16 protein-coding genes are annotated in these 19,113 nt (G+C 61.2%); 7 read left to right on the top strand and 9 right to left on the bottom strand.

All coding sequences use genetic code 11. From position 1 onward, the window contains the following. Window positions 1-22: 22 nt before the first annotated feature. Both FEE99_RS04815 and FEE99_RS04810 read left to right on the top strand, forming a co-directional pair. Window positions 23-805, top strand: coding sequence for an N-acetylmuramoyl-L-alanine amidase (locus tag FEE99_RS04815; protein WP_041476485.1), 783 nt, complete (start codon window positions 23-25; stop codon window positions 803-805). Between the two features lie 75 nt (window positions 806-880). Then, entirely contained in the window at window positions 881-2,494 is a 1,614-nt protein-coding gene (locus FEE99_RS04810; RefSeq protein ID WP_041476486.1) for an EAL domain-containing protein, read from the top strand. On the opposite strand, the gene FEE99_RS04805 is transcribed toward FEE99_RS04810, so the two are convergent. Together FEE99_RS04805 and algB are read right to left on the bottom strand one after the other, a co-directional pair. After that, window positions 2,491-4,281, bottom strand: coding sequence for an ATP-binding protein (locus tag FEE99_RS04805; RefSeq protein WP_041476487.1), 1,791 nt, complete (start codon window positions 4,279-4,281; stop codon window positions 2,491-2,493). The genes FEE99_RS04810 and FEE99_RS04805 overlap by 4 nt on opposite strands. Before the next feature lie 10 nt (window positions 4,282-4,291). Beyond that, window positions 4,292-5,638, bottom strand: a complete 1,347-nt coding sequence (gene algB, locus FEE99_RS04800; RefSeq protein ID WP_024014980.1) for a sigma-54-dependent response regulator transcription factor AlgB — start codon at window positions 5,636-5,638, stop codon at window positions 4,292-4,294. Window positions 5,639-6,066: 428 nt separating this feature from the next. Here algB and FEE99_RS04795 point away from each other — a divergent pair, with 428 nt between their 5' ends. The 5 genes from FEE99_RS04795 to FEE99_RS04775 all read left to right on the top strand — a co-directional run bounded on the left by FEE99_RS04795 (window position 6,067) and on the right by FEE99_RS04775 (window position 10,551). Next, window positions 6,067-6,351, top strand: coding sequence for a hypothetical protein (locus tag FEE99_RS04795; RefSeq protein ID WP_024014979.1), 285 nt, complete (start codon window positions 6,067-6,069; stop codon window positions 6,349-6,351). Window positions 6,352-6,425: 74 nt separating this feature from the next. Beyond that, entirely contained in the window at window positions 6,426-6,590 is a 165-nt protein-coding gene (locus FEE99_RS04790; protein ID WP_003177151.1) for a DUF1328 domain-containing protein, read from the top strand. A gap of 2 nt (window positions 6,591-6,592) precedes the next feature. Beyond that, window positions 6,593-7,057, top strand: a complete 465-nt coding sequence (locus FEE99_RS04785) for an inhibitor of vertebrate lysozyme family protein (RefSeq protein ID WP_016772356.1) — start codon at window positions 6,593-6,595, stop codon at window positions 7,055-7,057. A gap of 716 nt (window positions 7,058-7,773) precedes the next feature. Then, a complete protein-coding gene (gene gltP, locus FEE99_RS04780; RefSeq protein WP_041476488.1) occupies window positions 7,774-9,105 on the top strand; it encodes a glutamate/aspartate:proton symporter GltP in 1,332 nt (443 codons plus the stop codon). A gap of 216 nt (window positions 9,106-9,321) precedes the next feature. After that, on the top strand, window positions 9,322-10,551 hold the full coding sequence (locus FEE99_RS04775; RefSeq protein ID WP_041476489.1) for a nucleoside recognition domain-containing protein: 1,230 nt from the start codon (window positions 9,322-9,324) through the stop codon (window positions 10,549-10,551). Between the two features lie 54 nt (window positions 10,552-10,605). Here FEE99_RS04775 and FEE99_RS04770 read toward each other — a convergent pair whose 3' ends face one another. The 7 genes from FEE99_RS04770 to FEE99_RS04740 all read right to left on the bottom strand — a co-directional run bounded on the left by FEE99_RS04770 (window position 10,606) and on the right by FEE99_RS04740 (window position 18,702). Next, window positions 10,606-11,292, bottom strand: a complete 687-nt coding sequence (locus tag FEE99_RS04770; protein ID WP_447121754.1) for an ABC-type transport auxiliary lipoprotein family protein — start codon at window positions 11,290-11,292, stop codon at window positions 10,606-10,608. Next, on the bottom strand, window positions 11,289-12,227 hold the full coding sequence (locus tag FEE99_RS04765) for an MlaD family protein (RefSeq protein ID WP_016772359.1): 939 nt from the start codon (window positions 12,225-12,227) through the stop codon (window positions 11,289-11,291). Before FEE99_RS04765 ends, FEE99_RS04770 begins: the two co-directional genes overlap by 4 nt. 1 nt (window position 12,228) lies before the next feature. After that, window positions 12,229-13,032 carry an ABC transporter ATP-binding protein gene (locus FEE99_RS04760; RefSeq protein ID WP_041476492.1) on the bottom strand — a complete coding sequence of 268 codons (804 nt, stop codon included), beginning with the start codon at window positions 13,030-13,032 and terminating at the stop codon, window positions 12,229-12,231. After that, window positions 13,029-14,177 carry an ABC transporter permease gene (locus FEE99_RS04755; protein WP_041476493.1) on the bottom strand — a complete coding sequence of 383 codons (1,149 nt, stop codon included), beginning with the start codon at window positions 14,175-14,177 and terminating at the stop codon, window positions 13,029-13,031. Before FEE99_RS04755 ends, FEE99_RS04760 begins: the two co-directional genes overlap by 4 nt. Before the next feature lie 54 nt (window positions 14,178-14,231). Further along, window positions 14,232-15,260 carry a DUF5924 family protein gene (locus FEE99_RS04750; protein ID WP_041476494.1) on the bottom strand — a complete coding sequence of 343 codons (1,029 nt, stop codon included), beginning with the start codon at window positions 15,258-15,260 and terminating at the stop codon, window positions 14,232-14,234. 212 nt (window positions 15,261-15,472) lie between these two features. Beyond that, window positions 15,473-16,867: a M16 family metallopeptidase gene (locus tag FEE99_RS04745; RefSeq protein WP_041476495.1), complete on the bottom strand. Its 1,395-nt coding sequence runs from the start codon at window positions 16,865-16,867 to the stop codon at window positions 15,473-15,475. A gap of 176 nt (window positions 16,868-17,043) precedes the next feature. Continuing rightward, window positions 17,044-18,702: a Na/Pi cotransporter family protein gene (locus tag FEE99_RS04740; protein WP_041476496.1), complete on the bottom strand. Its 1,659-nt coding sequence runs from the start codon at window positions 18,700-18,702 to the stop codon at window positions 17,044-17,046. Between the last annotated feature and the right edge of the window lie 411 nt (window positions 18,703-19,113).

Genomic DNA, 19,113 nt, shown 5'->3' with positions numbered 1-19,113 from the left:
CTTCTGCGTATTGTCCTCTGCCATGAAATTCTTTGCCCTTGTTGCCTCGCTGCTCGTCCTCGCTGGTTGCGCCAGCGGCCCGCGCTATGACACCAGCCACCCTTCGGCCAATTACGACAGCCGCATCCAGTTTGTCGTGGTGCATTACACCTCGGCGTCGCTGGAGCGTTCGCTGCAATTGCTGACCCATGGCGACGTCAGCAGCCATTACCTGATCGGCGATGACAAGAACGCCACAATCTACAAGCTGATGGACGAAAACCAACGGGCCTGGCACGCCGGCGAGAGTCAATGGCAAGGCCGCACCTGGTTGAACTCCAGCTCCATCGGCATCGAAATCGTCAATCCCGGCTACAAGGACACCCCGACCGGGCGCCTGTGGTATCCGTACAGCGAAGCGCAGATCCAGTCGCTTATTACGCTGCTCAAGGACATCAGCAAGCGCAACGGCATCAGCCCGCGGCACATCATCGGTCACAGCGACATCGCGCCGTTGCGCAAGCTTGATCCGGGGCCACTGTTCCCCTGGAAACGTCTCGCCGCCGAAGGCCTTGGCCTGTGGCCGAACGAGCAAGCTGTGGCGCGTCAGCAGGCGGTGTTCAACAGCAACCCGTTGCCGGAGATCGGCTGGTTCCAGGCGCAACTTGCGCGCCTGGGTTACGACACGCCGCAAACCGGCGAACTGGACGTCGCCACGCGCCATGTCCTCGCCGCGTTCCAGATGCATTACCGCCCTGCTCGCTTCGACGGGACGCCGGATGCGCAAACCGCAGCACTTCTTCTGGTCCTCAATCAGACAAAATAATGACGCCCGCCCGACGGTCAGGGCGAAATCGCAATCAGCAGCTATAACTCATGGTAATTCTTCGGAAAATCCTTGATGGCTGCGACCCGAGAGACGCTGCGTAGCTGGTTTTATCGCCCTGCTTTTTTGGCGATGATCGCGGCTGTCCTCAGCGCCAGCCTGTTGATCGCCGGCGGTATGTTCGCAGCGATACGCCAGATGGAAATGCGCGAGAGCCAGGAAATGAACGCCCAGGGCGAGCGTTTCCTCGCTCGCCTCGAACAATTGTTCGGCCAGTTGCGCGAAAGTCTCGACGATCTTGAAGCCCAGCCCTTGCGTGGCTGCGACGAAGAAATGATCGCGACCCTGCAGCAAGTCACCTTCAACTACCGCTTCGTCTATGAAGCGGCATATATGGACGCTTCGCGATTCTGCTCCAACCGTCCGCGCCAGGAAGGTCTGTCGTTGGTGCGCGCGCCGGACATTCAGGGCCCGACCTACAGCTATTGGCTGAATACCACCACCGAACCCGATGAAAACCGCGCGGCACTGATGCTCGGGCGCGGTAACTTCCGTGTCGCTACCTCGCGCGGACATTTGACCGACATGGTCGATCTGTCGCCCGGCAGCAGCCTGCTGGTGGTACTCGATCACGGCACTCGCGCGATTCCGGTGCTCGGCACCGCACAGACCTGGCCACCGACCGAACCCTGGCCCCCGAAGAGCCGTGATGCGCTGCAAGTCACGCAAACGCGGCTGATCTATCGCATGCCCACCGACAACCCGGAATATCAATTGGTGCTGATCACGCCGCGCACGGGCATGCACGTCCCGGCTGTGTGGTGGTGGCTGTTGCCGGTGTGCCTGATCGCCGGCGCCGTTGTCGGCTTTCTGACCTTGCTGCTGGTGCGTCAGCGCCAGTCACTGGATGCCGAGCTGCACGGAGCGATCCGCCGGGGTGAGTTGCAGGTGCTGTATCAGCCGATCTTCGACCTCGACAGCCGCAACTGCGTCGGCGCCGAAGCGCTGCTGCGCTGGCGGCGCCCGGACGGCACCCTGACCAGCCCCGACCTGTTCATTCCGATGGCGGAGAACACCGGGCAGATCCGGCAGATGACCGACTTCGTGTTGCAGCGTCTGCTCGAACAACTGGGCCAGTTACTGCGCGCCAATCCGCAGCTGTATATCTCGGTGAACCTCGCGGCATGCGACGTCATGGTGCCGCGCATCGGCCAGGTCATGGCGCGACTGCTGGCGCTGCACCGTGTCGCCGCGCGGCAGATAGCCTTCGAAGTCACCGAACGCGGTCTGATCGATGTAGTGGTGGCGCGGGAAAACCTGCAAGCCTTGCGCGACGTTGGCCATCAGGTGCTGATTGATGATTTCGGCACCGGCTATTGCAGCCTTGCCTATCTGCAGACCTTGCCGGTGGACTGCCTGAAGATCGACAAGGCGTTCATCGATGCGCTGGGCCATGACGCGGCGAGCAGCGGCGTCGCTCCGCACATCATTCACATGGCGCAGGCGCTGGATCTGAAAGTGATTGCCGAAGGCATCGAGCTGGAATCCCAGGCAGCGCTGCTCAGCAGTGAGGGGGTCAAGTTCGGTCAGGGCTGGCTGTTCGCCCACGCCTTGAGCGCCGTGCAATTCATCGAACTGATCACCCGAGGTCGACGCCTGGCCGGGCGGCGTATGGACGACGAGGCTTAAACGGCCAGCGCCATGTAGAACTGGGTGCCCTGCCCAGGCCGCGAGTAGACGCCCATGCGCCCGCCGTGCAGCTGGACGATTTCCTTGCACAGCGCCAGGCCAAGGCCGGCACCGCCCTTCTTGCGTCCAACTTGCACGAACGGTTCGAAGATCCGCCCCTGCTGCCCATAGGCAATGCCCTCGCCATTGTCTTCGACGCTGATGATCACCCGCTCGCCATGGCGGCGCGCCTGCAGACGGATCTGGCCGTCGCGGGCGGTATGGCGCAAGGCGTTGTCGATCAGATTGTCGAGGACGCGATCGAGTTGCGCCTGATCAGCCTGCAACCTCGGCAGCGGGCCTTGAATCTCGACGTTCAGCGCAACACCTTTGGCCGCAGCCACGTCAGCAAAGCGCAGCTGCGCCTGCTCCAGCAGGTCCTCAATGGAACATGGCGCCAGGGTGAGTTTCTGTAGACCGTTCTGGTAGCGCGAGAAATTCAGCAAGTCGTTGATCAATTGCATCAGCCGCTGCATTTCTTCGTTGACCGTATCCAGCAGGTCAGCTTCGCGCGATTCAGCCGGGAATTTCGCCCTCTCGCGAAACAGTCCGAAGGCCATGTGCATGCCGGTGACCGGCGTGCGCAGTTCATGGGAAGCGCGCAAGACAAACTCACTGCGCACGCGCTCGAACGCGCGTTGCTCGGTGACGTCGTGCAGCACCATCACCGCACCGAGAATATGCCCTTGGGTATGACTGACCGGCGTCAGGCTGTAAGTCAGCAGGCGCGATTCGCCATCGACTTCGATGCTCAGATCTTCCGGCGCCCGCTCCAGCGTGCCGCCGCGCAGGACCAATTGCAGTTGCGCATCCAGTTCCGGGCGGCCGAGCGCGGTGCCCAAGCCTTGGCCCAGTCGATCATCTTCCCAGCCCAACTGGCGCTGAGCCACCGGGTTGAGGTGTTCGAGCTGACCCTGGCGGTCAATCATCAACAAACCGTCGTCGATACTATCGAGCACCGCTTGCAAGCGCTGCTGACCGGCCAACAGTTCGTCGACATTCATCGCCTGGTGTTCGCGCAACGCCTCGGCCATCAGGCCGAAGCGTCGCGACAGCAGGTTGACTTCCATGGCCGTGGAAATCGGCAGAGTCACGTCATAGTTGCCCTGGCCGATGTTGTCGGCAGCCTTGGCCAGCGCTTCGATCGGTGCGCCGAAGCGCCGAGCAATGCCCTGCGCCGTGACAAAACCGATGATCAGCACTGCCAGCCCGACCAGGCCAAGCAGCCCGGCTATCAGCAGGGCGCGTTCGCGAGCGGCGTGCTGCACCTTATTGATACTGTCCAGCGCGTGCTTGTGCTCAGCAATCAACCCATTACGGAGAATATTGAAGCGCTCGCGGAAATCCGCACTGGTGCTGGCGTTCTTCGCCGCTTCTGCAGTCACATCGAATGAGGCGAGGAAGTTCAGGTAATCGGCCTTGGCCTGGCGGAAACCGTAAGGCTGGCCATCGCCCTCCTGCTGCTGGGCGATGCCTTGGTCGAGCAACTCGAAGTAGTGCTGCTTGGACGCTTCGAACGCGACGGGATCGGGCTTCTCGGCGAGCATGATGATCAATTGATCACCGAGGGTCTGGCGCAGCTTGAGGCCCAGATCCAGAGTGACAAAGTTGCTGCGCACCAGCGCTTCCTGCGACCCGGCCATCTGCATCACGCTGACCAGCCCGAGCAAGAGCCCGAGCAAGGCCACGGTGATCAACGCAGAAATACTCAGGAACAGGCGCGTGCGCAGCTTGATCGCCAGTTTCATCGCGCAGTGCTCACAGGTTGTACTGCTTGCGTTTGCGATACAGGGTCGAGGCGTCGATGCCGAGGGTTTTCGCCGCTTGGTCCAGGGTGCCGGCGGTGGCCAGCACCGCGCCGATGTGCGCTTTCTCCAGCTCGTCCAGGCTCAGTGCCGCGCCGACCCGTGGCGCGTTGTTGGCCGGTTGTTCGGCCATGCCCAGGTGGCTGATTTCCACGCGTTCCTGCGGGCAGATGATGCTTGCTCGCTCGACCACGTTGCGCAGCTCGCGAATGTTGCCCGGCCAGCGATAACCGAGCAATGCTTCGCGCGCCTCATCGCTGAAGCCGCGCGCTGGGCGTGCGTACTCTTTGACGAAGCGTGCGAGGAAGCGATCGGCAAGGGTCAGGATGTCTTCGGCGCGCTCGCGCAATGGCGGCAGATGCAGGGTGATGACGTTGAGACGATAGAGCAGGTCTTCGCGGAAACGTCCGTCGCGGACCATGTCTTCGAGGTTGAGGTTGGTGGCGGCGAGGATGCGCACATCGGCGCGGCGAGTGACCGGATCGCCGACCCGCTCGTATTCCTTGTCCTGGATGAAGCGCAGCAATTTTGGTTGCAAAGTCAGAGGAAAGTCGCCGATCTCGTCGAGAAACAGCGTGCCGCCATCAGCCTGATTAACACGCCCCAAGGTGCTTTCACTGGCACCGGTAAACGCGCCACGACTATGGCCGAACAGCTCGCTTTCCATCAACTCGGCAGTCAGCGACGGGCAGTTGATGGTGACGCAGGACTTCTTCTCGCGCTTGCTCCAGCCGTGGATCGCACGGGCCAGTTCACCTTTACCCGTGCCGGACTCGCCAAGGATAAGAATGTTGGCGTCGGTGCTTGCGACCTGCCGTGCGGTTTCCAGTACGACTTTCATCGCCGGGCTGTGGGAATCGAGGCCGTCTTTCGGTTTGCGGATCTCGCCTTCCAGCGCTTCAAGGCGCGCGGAGAGCTGGCGTACTTCCAGCTGCTTGGCGGTGGCCAGGCGCAGTTGATCAGGGCTGCACGGCTTGACCAGATAATCGGCGGCGCCAGCCTGGATGGCATCAACAGCGGTGTCGACCGCCGAATGGGCAGTGACGATCACTACGCGCATCCACGGCGCCTGAATGCGCATCTGTGCAAGAACGTCGAGACCGTTGTCCTCGCCCAGACGCAAATCGAGGAAGCACAGGTCGAAGACCTGACGTTGCAGCAAAGCATCGGCTTGGGCCGCGCTATTGGCGGTGGCTACCGTATAGCCTTCGTCTTCGAGGCAATAACGAAACGTACGCAGGATGGCGGATTCATCGTCCACCAGCAGAATGCGGCCTTGTTGCTCAGTGGCAGATTCCATTTTTCCTACGCTCCATAGTGATTAGTCTTGGGTTAGTCCCGGAAAAATCGGGCAAGTTGCATGGTTGATTCTGAACGATACCAGCCATAGGAGGGTAGCTCTCTACTGCCATAACGGCCAATTCGTTGATTTCGTTGAGTTTTAAAACATTCGGCGTTTTGCAGGGCAGATCCTGCGTCCTCTTCTGACATCTGCGTACCGGTAGCAATTCCATATCATCGAAATTTCCCACGAAATAATCGTGCATTGCGCACGACCGCAGAAGAGCCATCGTGCAGGATGCGTCGCAGGAAAATTCCGAAGAGTGCGTAACTTATTGTTTTTATTGATATTTTCTGACATCAAAAAACTGGCATGCAGGCTGCAATACCTCACTCAGCCCGGGCAGAACAGCACTGCCCCAACAGAACAAGCGTGAGGAACACAGGATGACTCGCCCAATCGCCGCCCAAGTACGTATTTCGCCACTGCAGATCCAGCAAGGTCTGTTCGGTGTACTGGCGTTGCTGATCACCCTGATCGTCTGCCAGCAGTACATGAGCTGGGAAAACAGCCGTAAACCCGAGCCGCTGATTTCGATGCAGCACAGCACTCAGACGCACTTCAGTGCCGTGAGCAGCAGCCAGGCCGAGAACGCTTCGATGCACATGATCGATGTCGACCAGGCGCAACCTCTGGATCAATTGCCACGGGAAGAGCGCTGGGTTTTCTAAGTCATTGAATACATTCGGGCGCGTAGCGCCGGAAACCGGAAACACCCCTAAATAGAGAAGTAAGGAGAATCACCATGTTGAGCTGGGCAATTACATTCTTGATCATTGCCATCATCGCCGCCGTTCTGGGCTTCGGTGGTATCGCGGGCACCGCCACGGGTATCGCCAAGATTCTCTTTGTCGTGTTCCTGGTGATGTTCATCGCTTCCTTCTTCTTTGGCCGTCGCGGCCGAGGTTAACGATGATCGGTCTCAAGACATTGGCCGCCGCCCTGCTTCTGGGCGGCAGTGCCATGGCCATGGCGGCCAATGACGGCCAGACCCGGGTCAACGAACTGCTCGCCTCCGACGCGCAGTACCGTGAAACCTGGGAAGGCGTGATCAAAAAGGAAGAGCGCGTACCGGAATGGGTGATCAACCTGTCCGGCACTTCCGAGCAACAGATGCACGCCGTTACGGAAGATGGTGATCAGTATCTGGTCGGCCCGCTCTGCGAGAGTCAGGACAAGTGCCTGAATCACCGGTTGATCGTGGCCTTCAGCTTCGACAAGGATGACGCCTACGCCATGCTGGTCGATGTGCCGGAAGGTCTGCCGCAGGACAAGTCGCCGACGCGCCACGCGACTTATCGCTTCTTTGGTAAACCTGATCAGGGCATGCAGGATCTGCTGATGGAAACCCTGAAGAAAGATCCTAAGTGGTACTGACGCAGGACGCGCAAAGGTTTCGAACACGAAAGCAGCGCCCCGCTGCTTTCCATTGCGCCGCCCGATGAGGGTCGGCGCATGACCAGGGGGCCGGGACGTTCTGACTGATGCAGGGTCGGAGTGACCTACGGGTACAGGGAGTACCTGCGCAAGGGCCGGGTCAGGGTAAAAGCTGCGCCGCAGGTTCGTCGACCCGATGGTCTGACGAATCTGCGCTGGGCTTTGAATCAGCTAAACCATTGATCCAGCGCGCCAATCCCCTTCTTTGAATCGTCGACACTGTGCGGAAAAACATTTCGCGGTGTTTCCTGACGACCGTATATCGACAAAGATCGCGCTCGATTCGTGTGACTCCTAGTCTTTCGATTTGGAGTTTTTCTGGAAATTTCCGCCAATTCCCGCTGTACAAAATTTGACCACCCTAAGCTGTAATGGCCGGTTCACGGCACTTATGCCGGCTGAAATGTCACAATCGAACCGCTTGGGACGCCAGTTTCAATTGAAAAAGCTCATGCCGATTCGGCATAGGGTAGGCGTTTACGGCATTAGACGGCGCCACCTTGCATCGGAATAGTTGCGCCTTTTTTCGCCTGCCGAAGAGCCGTAAACACGCGCTTCGGGGCACCTTATACGGAGGCAGATGCACAGACTTTTCCGCTGATGAGCGTTCCAGTTCCTGCATGTGCCTGAGTCAAACGCAAGTAAGGGTAAAGATAATGAAGAAGGCAAAAATCAGCCTCGCCTGGCAGATCCTCATCGGTCTGGTTCTGGGGATTGCACTGGGTGCGTTGCTCAACCACTTCAGCGCCGAGAAGGCCTGGTGGATCAGCAACGTCCTGCAACCGGCAGGCGATATCTTTATCCGTCTGATCAAGATGATCGTGATCCCGATCGTCATTTCCTCGCTGATCGTCGGCATCGCTGGCGTCGGCGACGCCAAGAAGCTTGGGCGTATCGGCCTGAAGACCATCATCTATTTCGAAATCGTCACCACCATCGCCATCGTCGTCGGCCTGGTGCTGGCCAACGTGTTCCATCCGGGCACCGGCATCGACATGAGCACCCTGGGCACGGTGGATATCTCCAAGTACCAGGCGACCGCCGCCGAAGTGCAGCATGAACATGCCTTCATCGAGACCATCCTCAACCTGATCCCGTCGAACATCTTCGCGGCCATGGCTCGCGGCGAAATGCTGCCGATCATCTTCTTCTCCGTACTGTTCGGTCTCGGCCTGTCGAGCCTGCAGTCGGACCTGCGCGAGCCGCTGGTAAAGATGTTCCAGGGCGTTTCGGAAAGCATGTTCAAAGTCACCCACATGATCATGAACTACGCTCCGATTGGCGTATTCGCACTGATCGCGGTGACCGTGGCCAACTTCGGCTTCGCCTCGCTGCTGCCGCTGGCGAAACTGGTGATTCTGGTTTACGTCGCCATCGCCTTCTTCGCCTTCGTGGTACTGGGCCTGATCGCCAAGCTGTTCGGCTTCTCGGTGCTCAAGCTGATGCGCATCTTCAAGGATGAGCTGGTGCTGGCCTACTCCACTGCTTCCTCGGAAACCGTGCTGCCACGTGTCATCGAGAAGATGGAAGCCTACGGCGCGCCGAAAGCCATCTGCAGCTTCGTGGTACCGACCGGTTACTCGTTCAACCTCGACGGCTCGACCCTGTACCAGTCGATCGCGGCGATCTTCATTGCCCAGCTGTATGGCATCGACCTGTCGATCAGCCAGCAACTGCTGCTGGTATTGACGCTGATGGTCACCTCCAAAGGCATCGCCGGTGTACCGGGCGTGTCTTTCGTGGTGCTGCTGGCGACTCTGGGCAGCGTCGGCATCCCGCTTGAAGGCCTGGCGTTCATCGCTGGTGTCGACCGCATCATGGACATGGCGCGTACTGCACTGAACGTGATCGGTAATGCCTTGGCAGTGCTGGTTATCGCGCGCTGGGAAGGCATGTACGACGACGCCAAGGGCGAGCGTTACTGGAATTCCCTGCCGCACTGGCGCAGCAAGGAAAAACTGCCGTCTGGCGAAATCTCCAAGAACTGACACCCCCCTGTAGGAGCTGCCGCAGGCTGCGATCTTTTGATCTTGCTTTTAAAAAACAAAATCAAAAGATCGCAGCCTTCGGCAGCTCCTACAGTAGATTGAGGCCACCCAGTAAATCGGGGGGCGGCAGATCCATACGAACCCCGGAGAAATCCGGGGTTTGTCGTTTCTGGTGACCCCGCTATCATTCGCCGCATTCTTCGGGGGATTTGACTGATGCTTAATGGCCTGTGGCTTGGCTTCTTCATCGTGGCAGCCGTGTCGGCACTGGCGCAGTGGCTGATCGGCGGCAACGCCGGGATTTTTGCGGCGATGGTGGAAAGCATTTTCGCCATGGCCAAGCTGTCGGTCGAAGTCATGGTGCTGCTGTTCGGCACCCTCACCCTGTGGCTGGGCTTTCTGCGCATCGCCGAAAAGGCCGGGATCGTCGAGTGGCTGGCCAAGGTGCTCGGCCCACTGTTTCTGCGGCTGATGCCGGAAGTCCCGGCCGGCCACCCTGCCCTTGGCCTGATCACGCTGAACTTCGCCGCCAACGGTCTGGGCCTGGACAACGCCGCCACACCGATCGGCCTGAAAGCCATGAAAGCGCTGCAGGAGCTCAACCCCAGCGCCACCATCGCCAGCAACGCGCAGATCCTGTTTCTGGTGCTCAACGCCTCGTCGCTGACCCTGCTGCCCGTGACCATCTTCATGTACCGCGCCCAGCAAGGCGCGCCGGATCCGACGCTGGTGTTCCTGCCGATTCTGCTGGCGACCAGTTGCTCGACCATCGTCGGCTTCCTCTCCGTTGCCTTCATGCAACGCCTGCGCATCTGGGACCCGGTGGTGCTCGCCTATCTGGTGCCCGGCGCGCTGATTCTCGGCGGCTTCATGGCCCTGCTCGGCACACTATCTGCAACGGCGCTGGCGGGATTGTCGTCGATCCTCGGCAATCTCACGTTGTTCGGCTTGATCATGCTGTTTCTGCTGATCGGCGCGCTGCGCAAGGTCAAGGTGTACGAGGCGTTCGTCGAAGGCGCGAAAGAGGGCTTCGATGTGGCGAAGAACCTCTTGCCGTATCTGGTGGCGATGCTCTGTGCGGTTGGCGTGTTGCGCGCCTCTGGTGCGCTGGATTTCGGCCTGGACGGTATTCGTCATCTGGTCGAGTGGGCCGGCTGGGACACGCGCTTCGTCGATGCGCTGCCGACGGCGATGGTCAAACCGTTTTCCGGCAGCGCCGCGCGGGCGATGCTCATCGAGACCATGCAGACCTCCGGCGTCGACAGCTTCCCGGCGCTGGTCGCGGCGACGGTGCAGGGCAGTACCGAAACCACGTTCTATGTGCTGGCGGTGTACTTCGGCGCGGTGGGGATTCAGCGCGCGCGGCATGCAGTGGGGTGTGCGTTGCTGGCGGAGTTTGCTGGTGTGGTTGGCGCTATCGGCGTCTGCTACTGGTTCTTCGGCTAACCACAAATCCACTGTGGGAGCGAGCCTGCTCGCGAAGGCGTCGTGTCAGCCACATCAATGTGAATGACACTCCGCATTCGCGAGCAGGCTCGCTCCCACAGGGGTTGTGTCGGGCTTAAGGTTTTGGGGGGCGAGCTTTTGGCCTTGGTCGACGGCCCACGCGACGACCTTGGTGGTCAGGCGATCACTGGCCTGGCCAAACCCGGCGACCACCGCTGGCACCTGCACATCATTCAACGACTGGCGCTCTTCAAAACGGCGGCTGGCGAGGATGCGCTGGTCGTAACCACGCACCAGCAACGCATCAACCCGCACCACAACGCCGGCCTGGGTGCCCTGATATTCGGTCTGGAAGGCCTGCAAGCTACCGCCCAGTTCAAGATCCGCCTGGAAGTTGCTGTCGTCGGTGCTCAGCAGCGTCACCCGACCATCCCGCGCGAAGCCATCAAGCAAGCGATTGCGCAGCAGCACCGGCGCCGGATCGCTCCAGCGCGAGCCCTTGTAGCTGCTGATCACATCGCCCTGCGGAATCACGGCAATGCTCGGCCGGTTCAGCGCTTCGCTGGCCTGCAATTTATTCAAGCGCAGCGACCACGACTGAACCGTCGCCGGGCTGGCCGAGGCGGGCGCCGGTGCAGCGGGCAGGCGGTAGACATCCGAAGGTTCCGACTTGGGCAAGATCGAGCACGCGCCGATCAGGGTCAGGCCAGCGCCGAGCAGGGCGATTCGAGTCAGCTTCATGGGGTGAATTCCTTGTTCTTGTCGCTGCCCAGCAGGTAGCCGCTGGGGTTGGCCTCAAGGCGTTGGGAAATGGCGCGCAGCGAGGTCAGCGTCTCGCGCAGTTCGCGAATCGCCGGGGCCAGGCCGTTGAGGCCCTGCATGCCGTTATCCAGCGAATTCTGGTTTTTGCTGAGCAAGCCATTGATGGTCACGCTGCTTTGCTCCAGCGACTTCATCGCCTGTTCGGCACTGCCCAAAGCCTGCTTGCCCTGATCGTTGAGCAGGCCGTTGGCGTTGCGCATCAGCAGTGAGGTCTGCTCGAGCATGCTGCCGGCCTGTTTGCCGACCGTTGCCAGTTGCTGCATGGCTTGCTTGATGTCGCCGCGCTGGTCATTGATGGTGCCGGTGGTCTGTTCCAGATGGGCGAGGGTCTTGCTCACGCGCTCGACGTTTTCCGCGGAGAACATGTGGTTGGCGTTCTGCAGCAGGGCGCTGATGCCGGTCATCAAGTCGCTGCTGTCGTTGAGCAGACGCGAGATAGGCGAGGGCGAGGCGACCAGCGTTGGCAGCTTGCCGTCGTGCCCGCGCAATTTCGGGCTCTCGGGTGTGCCGCCGCTGAGCTGGATGATCGACGTGCCAGTAATGCCGGTCAGTGCCAGCTTGGCCTGGGTGTCTTCTTTGACCGGCGTGTCGCCCGCCAGACGAATCCGCGCCAGCACCCGGCGCGGGTCCTGCGGGTCGAGGCGCAGGCTGACCACGTCACCGACCTTGATGCCGCTGTACTGCACCGAGCTGCCCTTGGACAGACCGCTGACCGCCTCGTTGAATACCACTTCGTAATCCTTGAACTCGGTGTCGACGCTGGACTTTGCCAGAAACAGGCCGAAGAGCAGGGCGCCGGCCACGACGATCACCGTGAACAGGCCGATCAACACATGATGGGCTCGGGTTTCCATATCAGACCTCGTTGAGCAGTTTGGCGGTGTCCAGCGCCGAGCGGCCGCGCGGGCCGTGGAAGTATTCGTGAATCCACGCGTCGGCGGTTTCCGAGACGTCGTCGATAGGGCCGGCGACCAGCACTTTCTTCTGCGCCAGCACCGCCACGCGATCGGTGATGGTGTACAGCGTGTCGAGGTCGTGGGTCACCAGAAACACGCTCAGCCCCAACGCATCACGCAGGGTCAGGATCAATTGATCGAACTGCGCCGCGCCAATCGGATCAAGGCCGGCGGTGGGTTCGTCGAGAAACAGAATGTCCGGATCCAGCGCCAGGGCCCGCGCCAGTGCCGCGCGCTTGATCATGCCGCCGGACAGCGACGCCGGGTATTTATCCGCCGCCGACAACGGCAGCCCGGCCAGCGCCAGTTTCACCGCCGCCAGATGCTCGGCGTCGTGACGGCTGAGGCCGGCGTGTTCGATCAGGGGCAGGGCGACGTTCTCGGTCACGGTCAGCGACGAGAACAGCGCGCCTTTCTGGAACAGCACACCAAAGCGCCTTTCGATCAGCGAGCGTTCATGCTCGGCCAGGTTCGGCAGGTTCTGGCCGAAGACTTTGACCATGCCTTCGCTGGGCCGATTCAGTCCGACAATGCTGCGCAGCAGCACCGATTTGCCGGTACCGGAACCGCCAACCACGGCGAGGATCTCGCCCTTGTACACGTCCAGATCAAGGTTCTCGTGCACGCTCTGCGGGCCGAAGCGATTGCACAGGCCACGGACTTCGATCACCGCCTCCGAGGGCGCGCGGGGTAGACGACTCACCAGCCCATCTCCATGAAAAACAGCGCAGCCACCGCATCGAGCACGATCACCACGAAAATCGACTGGACCACGCTGGAGGTGGTGTGCGCGCCGACCGATTCGGCGCTGCCGCTGACCTTGAAGCCTTCCAGGCAACCAATTGCCGCGATCAGGAAGGCGAAGATCGGCGCCTTCACCAGCCCGACCAGAAAATGCTGAATGCCGATGTCCGATTGCAGCAGCGAGAGGAACATCGCCGGCGAGATGTCCAGCGACACCGCGCAGACCACACCGCCGCCGACGATCCCCGAGAGCATCGCCAGAAACGTCAGCATCGGCAGCGCCACCAGCAGCGCCAGCACGCGCGGCACCACCAGCAACTCGATCGGGTCGAGGCCAAGGGTGCGGATCGCGTCGATTTCTTCGTTGGCCTTCATCGAGCCGATCTGCGCGGTGAATGCACTGGCGGTGCGCCCGGCCATCAGGATCGCCGTGAGCAACACGCCGAATTCGCGCAGGAACGAGAAGCCGACCAGGTCCACAGTGAAAATCGTCGCGCCGAAACTGGCCAGCACCGTGGCGCCGAGAAATGCCACCACCGCGCCGACCAGGAACGTCAGCAGGGCCACGATCGGCGCGGCATCGAGACCGGTCTGCTCGATGTGCGCGATCATCGGCGTGATACGCCAGCGCTTGGGCCGCAACAGACCACGGGTGATGACTTCGAGGATCAGGCCGACGAAGCCGAGCAGCTGCATCGTGTCTTTCCACACCGTATCCACTGCGCGGCCGATGCGCGTCAGCAGTTGCACGCTGACGCTGACTTCCGGCTCCTTGATAGGCACGCAGAAATCGCTCAGCGAGCAATACACGGTTTGCAGCAAGGCGCGATCAGCCGTCGAAAGGGTGCAATCGGGGTGTTCGGCGGTTTTGCCCAAGCGCTCGGAACCGAGCAGCTCGACCAGCAACGAGGCGCCGGCGGTGTCGAGGGCTCCGAGGCCGTTCAGATCGATGGAAGTGTTGGCGTCGTACTGGCCGCGGAGCTTTTCGCTCAGATGCTTGAGCGCGGTGTAGTGGGCGAGCGTCCAGTCGCCGCTGACCCGCAGGCGGGCAGGGCTGAGCGCGGTGTCCAGGTGGGCACTGCCGGGGGTTGGGCTGCTGGTCATAAGCTCCGTGCTTGTACGGCCGTTACGAGATCCTACGTAATAGCACGAACCGGATTACTTTTCTTTGGCCGGTGTGCTGTCGGTAATTGCGAAACGCAGCACGCCGATCAACTGCCCATCCTCGGTCAGCACCCGTACCTGCCACTTGCCCGCCGGGTTGCCGGGGAAATTCTGCTTGTGCGTCCACGCCCGGTAGCCTTCCTTGCGCCCGCCATGGATGTCGAGGGCGATGCGGTCGACCTCTTTGCCGTTGAAGGTCCACACGTGATAAATCCGCTCATCGAGTCCGCGCGGCGCATTGATCGCAGTGTAGGCGTAGAGCCCGCCGCTGCGGATCTGCTCGGCACTGACGGTGTCGAGGCTGGCGCCGGGGGTGCGATCCTGCAACTGCGTGCTGATCGCTACGTCGGTCATCCACAGCGTTGCCGGCGGCACCCACGAACGCAGCGCCCAACCGACGCCGCCGATGCCGAAAGTAATGAACAGAATCGCCAGGGCATTACGCACCGTGCGGATCGGGAAGATCGACGCCAGGCTCGGGAACGACAGCAGCACGGCAATCCCCAGCGCCCATTTGAAACTCTGCGCAGTGGTCAGGTGCATGATCACCGGCAACGCAGTGAGCAGGGCGGCGAACAGGGTCAGGGTGTGCAGCGCGAGAAACGCCCAGCGCCGTGGCGCCAGCCATTTGTAGTACAGCGGATCGACGATGGAGATCAGTGCGGCAACGCTGAGCAGCCCCGTGAAGACAAACTGGCCGCTGTTCCACGTGGTGGTGATGAAAAAGAACGGCAGAACGAAAAAAAGGCTTTCCTGATGGATCATCTGCGTCGCGTAGCGCAGCAGCGGCTGGGGAATCTCGCGCTTGAAGATCCGTGTGAACAGGCCGGTCAGGGTGTTTTCCAGCATCAGCCAGATCCAGCTGAGCAGCATGATCACCGTGATCCAGCTGGCCAGGCCCTGTTGGCGATCGACGAGGATGAAACTGCCGACCCCGGAAATGAAACCACCCGCCGCGATCAACCCGGGGTAGCGCTTCATCAGCTCGAGAAGGCGCTGGATAAGGAGGGTCAGTTTTGGCATTTTGGCGGTTCACGACGATATGGGGAAAATCCCGGAAAGGTTAACGCCGCATGACCCCCTGTGGCGAGGGGATTTACCCCCGATCGGCGGCGCAGCCGTCGTAGATCCTGCGAGCGAATTTTGTCTGGATATACCGAGCTGCCCTTATTGGGGCTGCTGCGCAGCCCATCGGGGATAAATCACCTCGCCACAAGTGCTCACTCACCACAGGATTAATGGCTTCCAGCAATTTTGTGGCGGCGATACACACGCCAGCCGATCAACATCAGCAGCACCAGACCGACCCCGCCTGCAGCCAGCCACAACACCTGATCATCACTGATCAACGGCTTCTCGATCCGGATATACCCCGGCTGCAACAGCAGCTCGCGCATCGCCTTGTTCGCCGCTTCCAGCGTCACCCCTTGCAGCTCCCGCGCGGGATTGGCAAAGCGGCCATCCTGATAGTCGGCCAGCGCGCTCCAGTAATAGTCCGCCAGTGCGCTGTTGCCCTGCACGGCCCAGGCCTGGTGGGCGATGGCGGCTTGCTTGATGCGGGCGAAGGTGCTCGGGTCGAGACCGTTTTGCAGCAGGTCGGCCTTGAGGTCTTCAAGCACCTGGATGGCTTCGTCGACGTCATCGCGATCCAGGTCAGCGTTGAGGCTCATGAAGCCGACACCGCCGAACACTTCGCGCTCGGCCCACGGCCCGTACGACAAGCCATGGTTGAGACGAATCTGCCGGTACAGCGCCCAGTCGAGGTAATCCTTGAGAATGTCGAACGTCTGATCGTACTGATCGTCGAGCACCGGTTCCGGCACCAGCCAGTGCAGCTTGGCGCTGTCGCCGATAAAGCCACGGGTGAGGGTGCGTTCATGGGCGGCACTGGTGCGGATGTCCGGCAGCGGCCGATGTTCGCTCGGCTCGACCGGCTCCAGCTCACCCCAGGTACGCTCAAGATAGGCCGGCAGCAGTTTGTCGAGTTCGCCGACGACGATCAGGGTCATGTTGTTCGGCGCGTACCAGGCCTTGCGCACCTTCTCCAGTTGCTCCTGGGTCAGATGGCCGACCTCGGCGCGCTGCGGGCATTTCAGTCCCAGCTCGACAGCCAGTTGATTGCTCGCGGTATGACCGAGGTCCTGACGGTCGAGGAAACGTTGCAGTTTGGTGTAATGCCCGCCGTCCTCACGCTCGACCACTCGTTTCGCCGCGTTGATTGCGTTGTCGTCGATGCGTGTCTGGGTCAGCAGCGCGAGCAGCAGGTCGAGCACCTTGCGCTGGTTTTTCGCCGGGGCCTCGATGACGAACGTGGTGTCGGCATTGCTGGTGAACGCATTCCAGTCCCCGCCCAGCGCCTGCATGCGTTCTTCCAGGCCGCCTTCGCCAGTGGCGTCGATACCGCTGAACAGCAGGTGTTCGAGCAAATGCGGCAGCTCTTTCTCGTTGCAGTCGAAGTCATCCAGGCCGACGCCGACCACCAGCCGGATCGCCACATGTCCACGCTCGGTGCCGGGTTTGAGCATCAGCTGCAAACCATTGGGCAGCGCATAGCCTTCAACCTGAAACCGATCCAGGGCAAAAGCGGGCAGGGAACCGAGCAACAGACAGGCAAACAACAGGCAACGCATAACAGGCTTCCATACGGCTGATTTGGAGATCCGTGTCGTCAGTCAGGGCCCCATCGCTGGCAAGCCAGCTCCCACAAGGATCTGCGGCGCTTGTAAAACCCTGTGGGAGCTGGCTTGCCAGCGATGACGGTCTCAAGGCTGAACCACTGTAACTGACTGGCCCCAGCCCCAGACGTTCAAGGCGAATGCGTAATGTCGGCCATGTCATCCACCGCCAGCGCGCCAGTGTCCGCCGTTTCCAGCACGACATAGGCGCTGCTGCAGAACAGTGAATTGAGCCGTTTCATGTCGGCAATCAATTCCAGATGCAGCGAACTGGTCTCCAGACTCTGCACGATTTTGCGCTGCAAACGGCTGACGTGGGCGTGGGCCAGACGCCGTTCCTGCGCACGAAAGCGGCGTTTCTCCCGTAACAACTGCCGCGCGCTTTCGCGGTCGCCGCTGAGAAACACCGACAGGCCCAGGCGCAGGTTGGCGATCAGTTGCTGTTGCAGCCCGGCAAGATCTTCCAGGCCTTCTTCGGAAAACGAACGGCGCTGCGAAGTCTTCTGCTGCTGGATCTTGCGCAGCATGCGCTCGATCAGGTCGGCGGCGAGTTTGAGGTTGATCGCCAGTTCGATGATCTCGGCCCAGCGCCGACTGTCGTGCTCGCCGAGATCCTCGCGGGGCATCTGCGCCAGATACAGCTTGATCGCGCTGTACAGCGCTTCGATGTCGTCGGTCAGTCGGCGCATCTCCTGGGTGACGGCGGTCTGCTTGCCGCGCAACACATCGAGGGAGGCGTCGAGCATGTTGTCGAGCAGATCGCCCATGCGCAGGGTTTCCCGCGCGGCATTGGCCAGCGCCAGGCTCGGCGTGACCAGCGCGGTCGGGTCGAGATGGCGCGGCTTGGCGGCGCCGTTGGCCTCCGGCCGCTCCGGCAGCAGCCACGCACAAAGCCGCGCCATCGGCCCGACGCTCGGCAGCAGGATCAGGCAGCGCGCGGTGTTGTAGAGCAGGTGGAAGCCGATGACCATTTCCTGCGGGCTGAAATCAAGGCTGTCGATCCAGTGCACCAGCGGGTCGAGCACCGGGATGATCAGCAGCAGGCCGATCAATTTGTACAGCAGACTGCCCAGCGCGACCTGGCGGCCGGCGGCGTTCTGCATGCTGGTGCTCATGAAGGCGAGAATGCCGCTGCCGATGTTGGCGCCGATCACCAGACCGATCGCCACCGGCAAACTGATCACCGCAGCCCCGGCCAGCGTGGCGGTGAGCAGCACGGCGGCGAGGCTGGAGTAGGAAATCATCGCGAACAGGGCGCCAACCAGGGCGTCGAGGAGGATGTCGCCGGTCAGCGAGGCGAAAATCACCTTCACCCCTTGCGCGTGAGTGATCGGCGCAGCGGCCTCGACGATCAACTGCAGGGCGAGAATGATCAGCCCCAGCCCGATCGACACTCGGCCCATCTGCCCGAGCCGCGTCTGTTTGCGCGACAGAAAGAAGATCACCCCGAGGAAGATCAGCAGCGGCGACAGCCACGACAGATCGAGGGTCAGCACCCGCGCCATCAAAGCGGTTCCGACGTCTGCGCCAAGCATGGTCGCCAGCGCCGGGGTCAGCGCCATCAGACCCTGACCGACAAACGAAGTGACCAGCATCGCCGTGGCGTTGCTGCTCTGCACCATGGCGGTGACGAGAATACCGGCGATGAACGCCAGCCATTTCTTCGACATGTTCTGGCCGATGACATGTCGCAGATTGGTGCCATAAACCCGCAGGATGCCGGTTCGGACGATGTGCGTGCCCCAGATCAACAGGGCGACGGCGGACAGCAGATTGAGCAGGGTGAGCATGCAGACCCCCTGTAGTAGCAGCGCCCCAGAGGGGCAAGTGGAAGGCACCGCGCGGTTTCTACGTTCTTGATACTTAAGCTGTAGTTGGCGAACGGTCTCGGCGCCAGCATTGCACAGCTAAAGCGTGGATTGAAACAAAAGTGTCATGAGAAGCGCTTCATACACTCCCATTTAAATCAACGCCGCCCCTGTGGGAGCTGGCTTGCCAGCGATGGCGTCGGCACAACCAACATTGATGTCGCCTGACATTCCGCTATCGCTGGCAAGCCAGCTCCCACAGGGTCCGCGGTGCCTGAATGCTGCACAAACAAATGTGGGAGCGAGCCTGCTCGCGAAAGCGGTGGGCCAGCCAACATTGTTGTCGACTGGCACTCCGTCTTCGCGAGCAGGCTCGCTCCCACAGGGGTGTAG

Source organism: Pseudomonas sp. ef1, from assembly GCF_007293365.2.
GTDB lineage: Bacteria > Pseudomonadota > Gammaproteobacteria > Pseudomonadales > Pseudomonadaceae > Aquipseudomonas > Aquipseudomonas siliginis.
The sequence above is the reverse complement of the archived record's forward strand: the minus strand, read 5'-3'. Positions and strand labels throughout refer to the sequence as shown.

Coding starts and splice junctions, on each gene's coding strand:
- FEE99_RS04755 (WP_041476493.1), bottom strand. CDS start 14,177: ATGACCAGCAGCCCAACCCCCGGCAGTGCCCACCTGGACACCGCGCTC.
- FEE99_RS04810 (WP_041476486.1), top strand. CDS start 881: ATGGCTGCGACCCGAGAGACGCTGCGTAGCTGGTTTTATCGCCCTGCT.
- algB (WP_024014980.1), bottom strand. CDS start 5,638: ATGGAATCTGCCACTGAGCAACAAGGCCGCATTCTGCTGGTGGACGAT.
- FEE99_RS04790 (WP_003177151.1), top strand. CDS start 6,426: ATGTTGAGCTGGGCAATTACATTCTTGATCATTGCCATCATCGCCGCC.
- FEE99_RS04815 (WP_041476485.1), top strand. CDS start 23: ATGAAATTCTTTGCCCTTGTTGCCTCGCTGCTCGTCCTCGCTGGTTGC.
- FEE99_RS04770 (WP_447121754.1), bottom strand. CDS start 11,292: ATGAAGCTGACTCGAATCGCCCTGCTCGGCGCTGGCCTGACCCTGATC.
- FEE99_RS04785 (WP_016772356.1), top strand. CDS start 6,593: ATGATCGGTCTCAAGACATTGGCCGCCGCCCTGCTTCTGGGCGGCAGT.
- FEE99_RS04795 (WP_024014979.1), top strand. CDS start 6,067: ATGACTCGCCCAATCGCCGCCCAAGTACGTATTTCGCCACTGCAGATC.
- FEE99_RS04775 (WP_041476489.1), top strand. CDS start 9,322: ATGCTTAATGGCCTGTGGCTTGGCTTCTTCATCGTGGCAGCCGTGTCG.
- gltP (WP_041476488.1), top strand. CDS start 7,774: ATGAAGAAGGCAAAAATCAGCCTCGCCTGGCAGATCCTCATCGGTCTG.
- FEE99_RS04750 (WP_041476494.1), bottom strand. CDS start 15,260: ATGCCAAAACTGACCCTCCTTATCCAGCGCCTTCTCGAGCTGATGAAG.
- FEE99_RS04765 (WP_016772359.1), bottom strand. CDS start 12,227: ATGGAAACCCGAGCCCATCATGTGTTGATCGGCCTGTTCACGGTGATC.
- FEE99_RS04805 (WP_041476487.1), bottom strand. CDS start 4,281: ATGAAACTGGCGATCAAGCTGCGCACGCGCCTGTTCCTGAGTATTTCT.
- FEE99_RS04740 (WP_041476496.1), bottom strand. CDS start 18,702: ATGCTCACCCTGCTCAATCTGCTGTCCGCCGTCGCCCTGTTGATCTGG.
- FEE99_RS04745 (WP_041476495.1), bottom strand. CDS start 16,867: ATGCGTTGCCTGTTGTTTGCCTGTCTGTTGCTCGGTTCCCTGCCCGCT.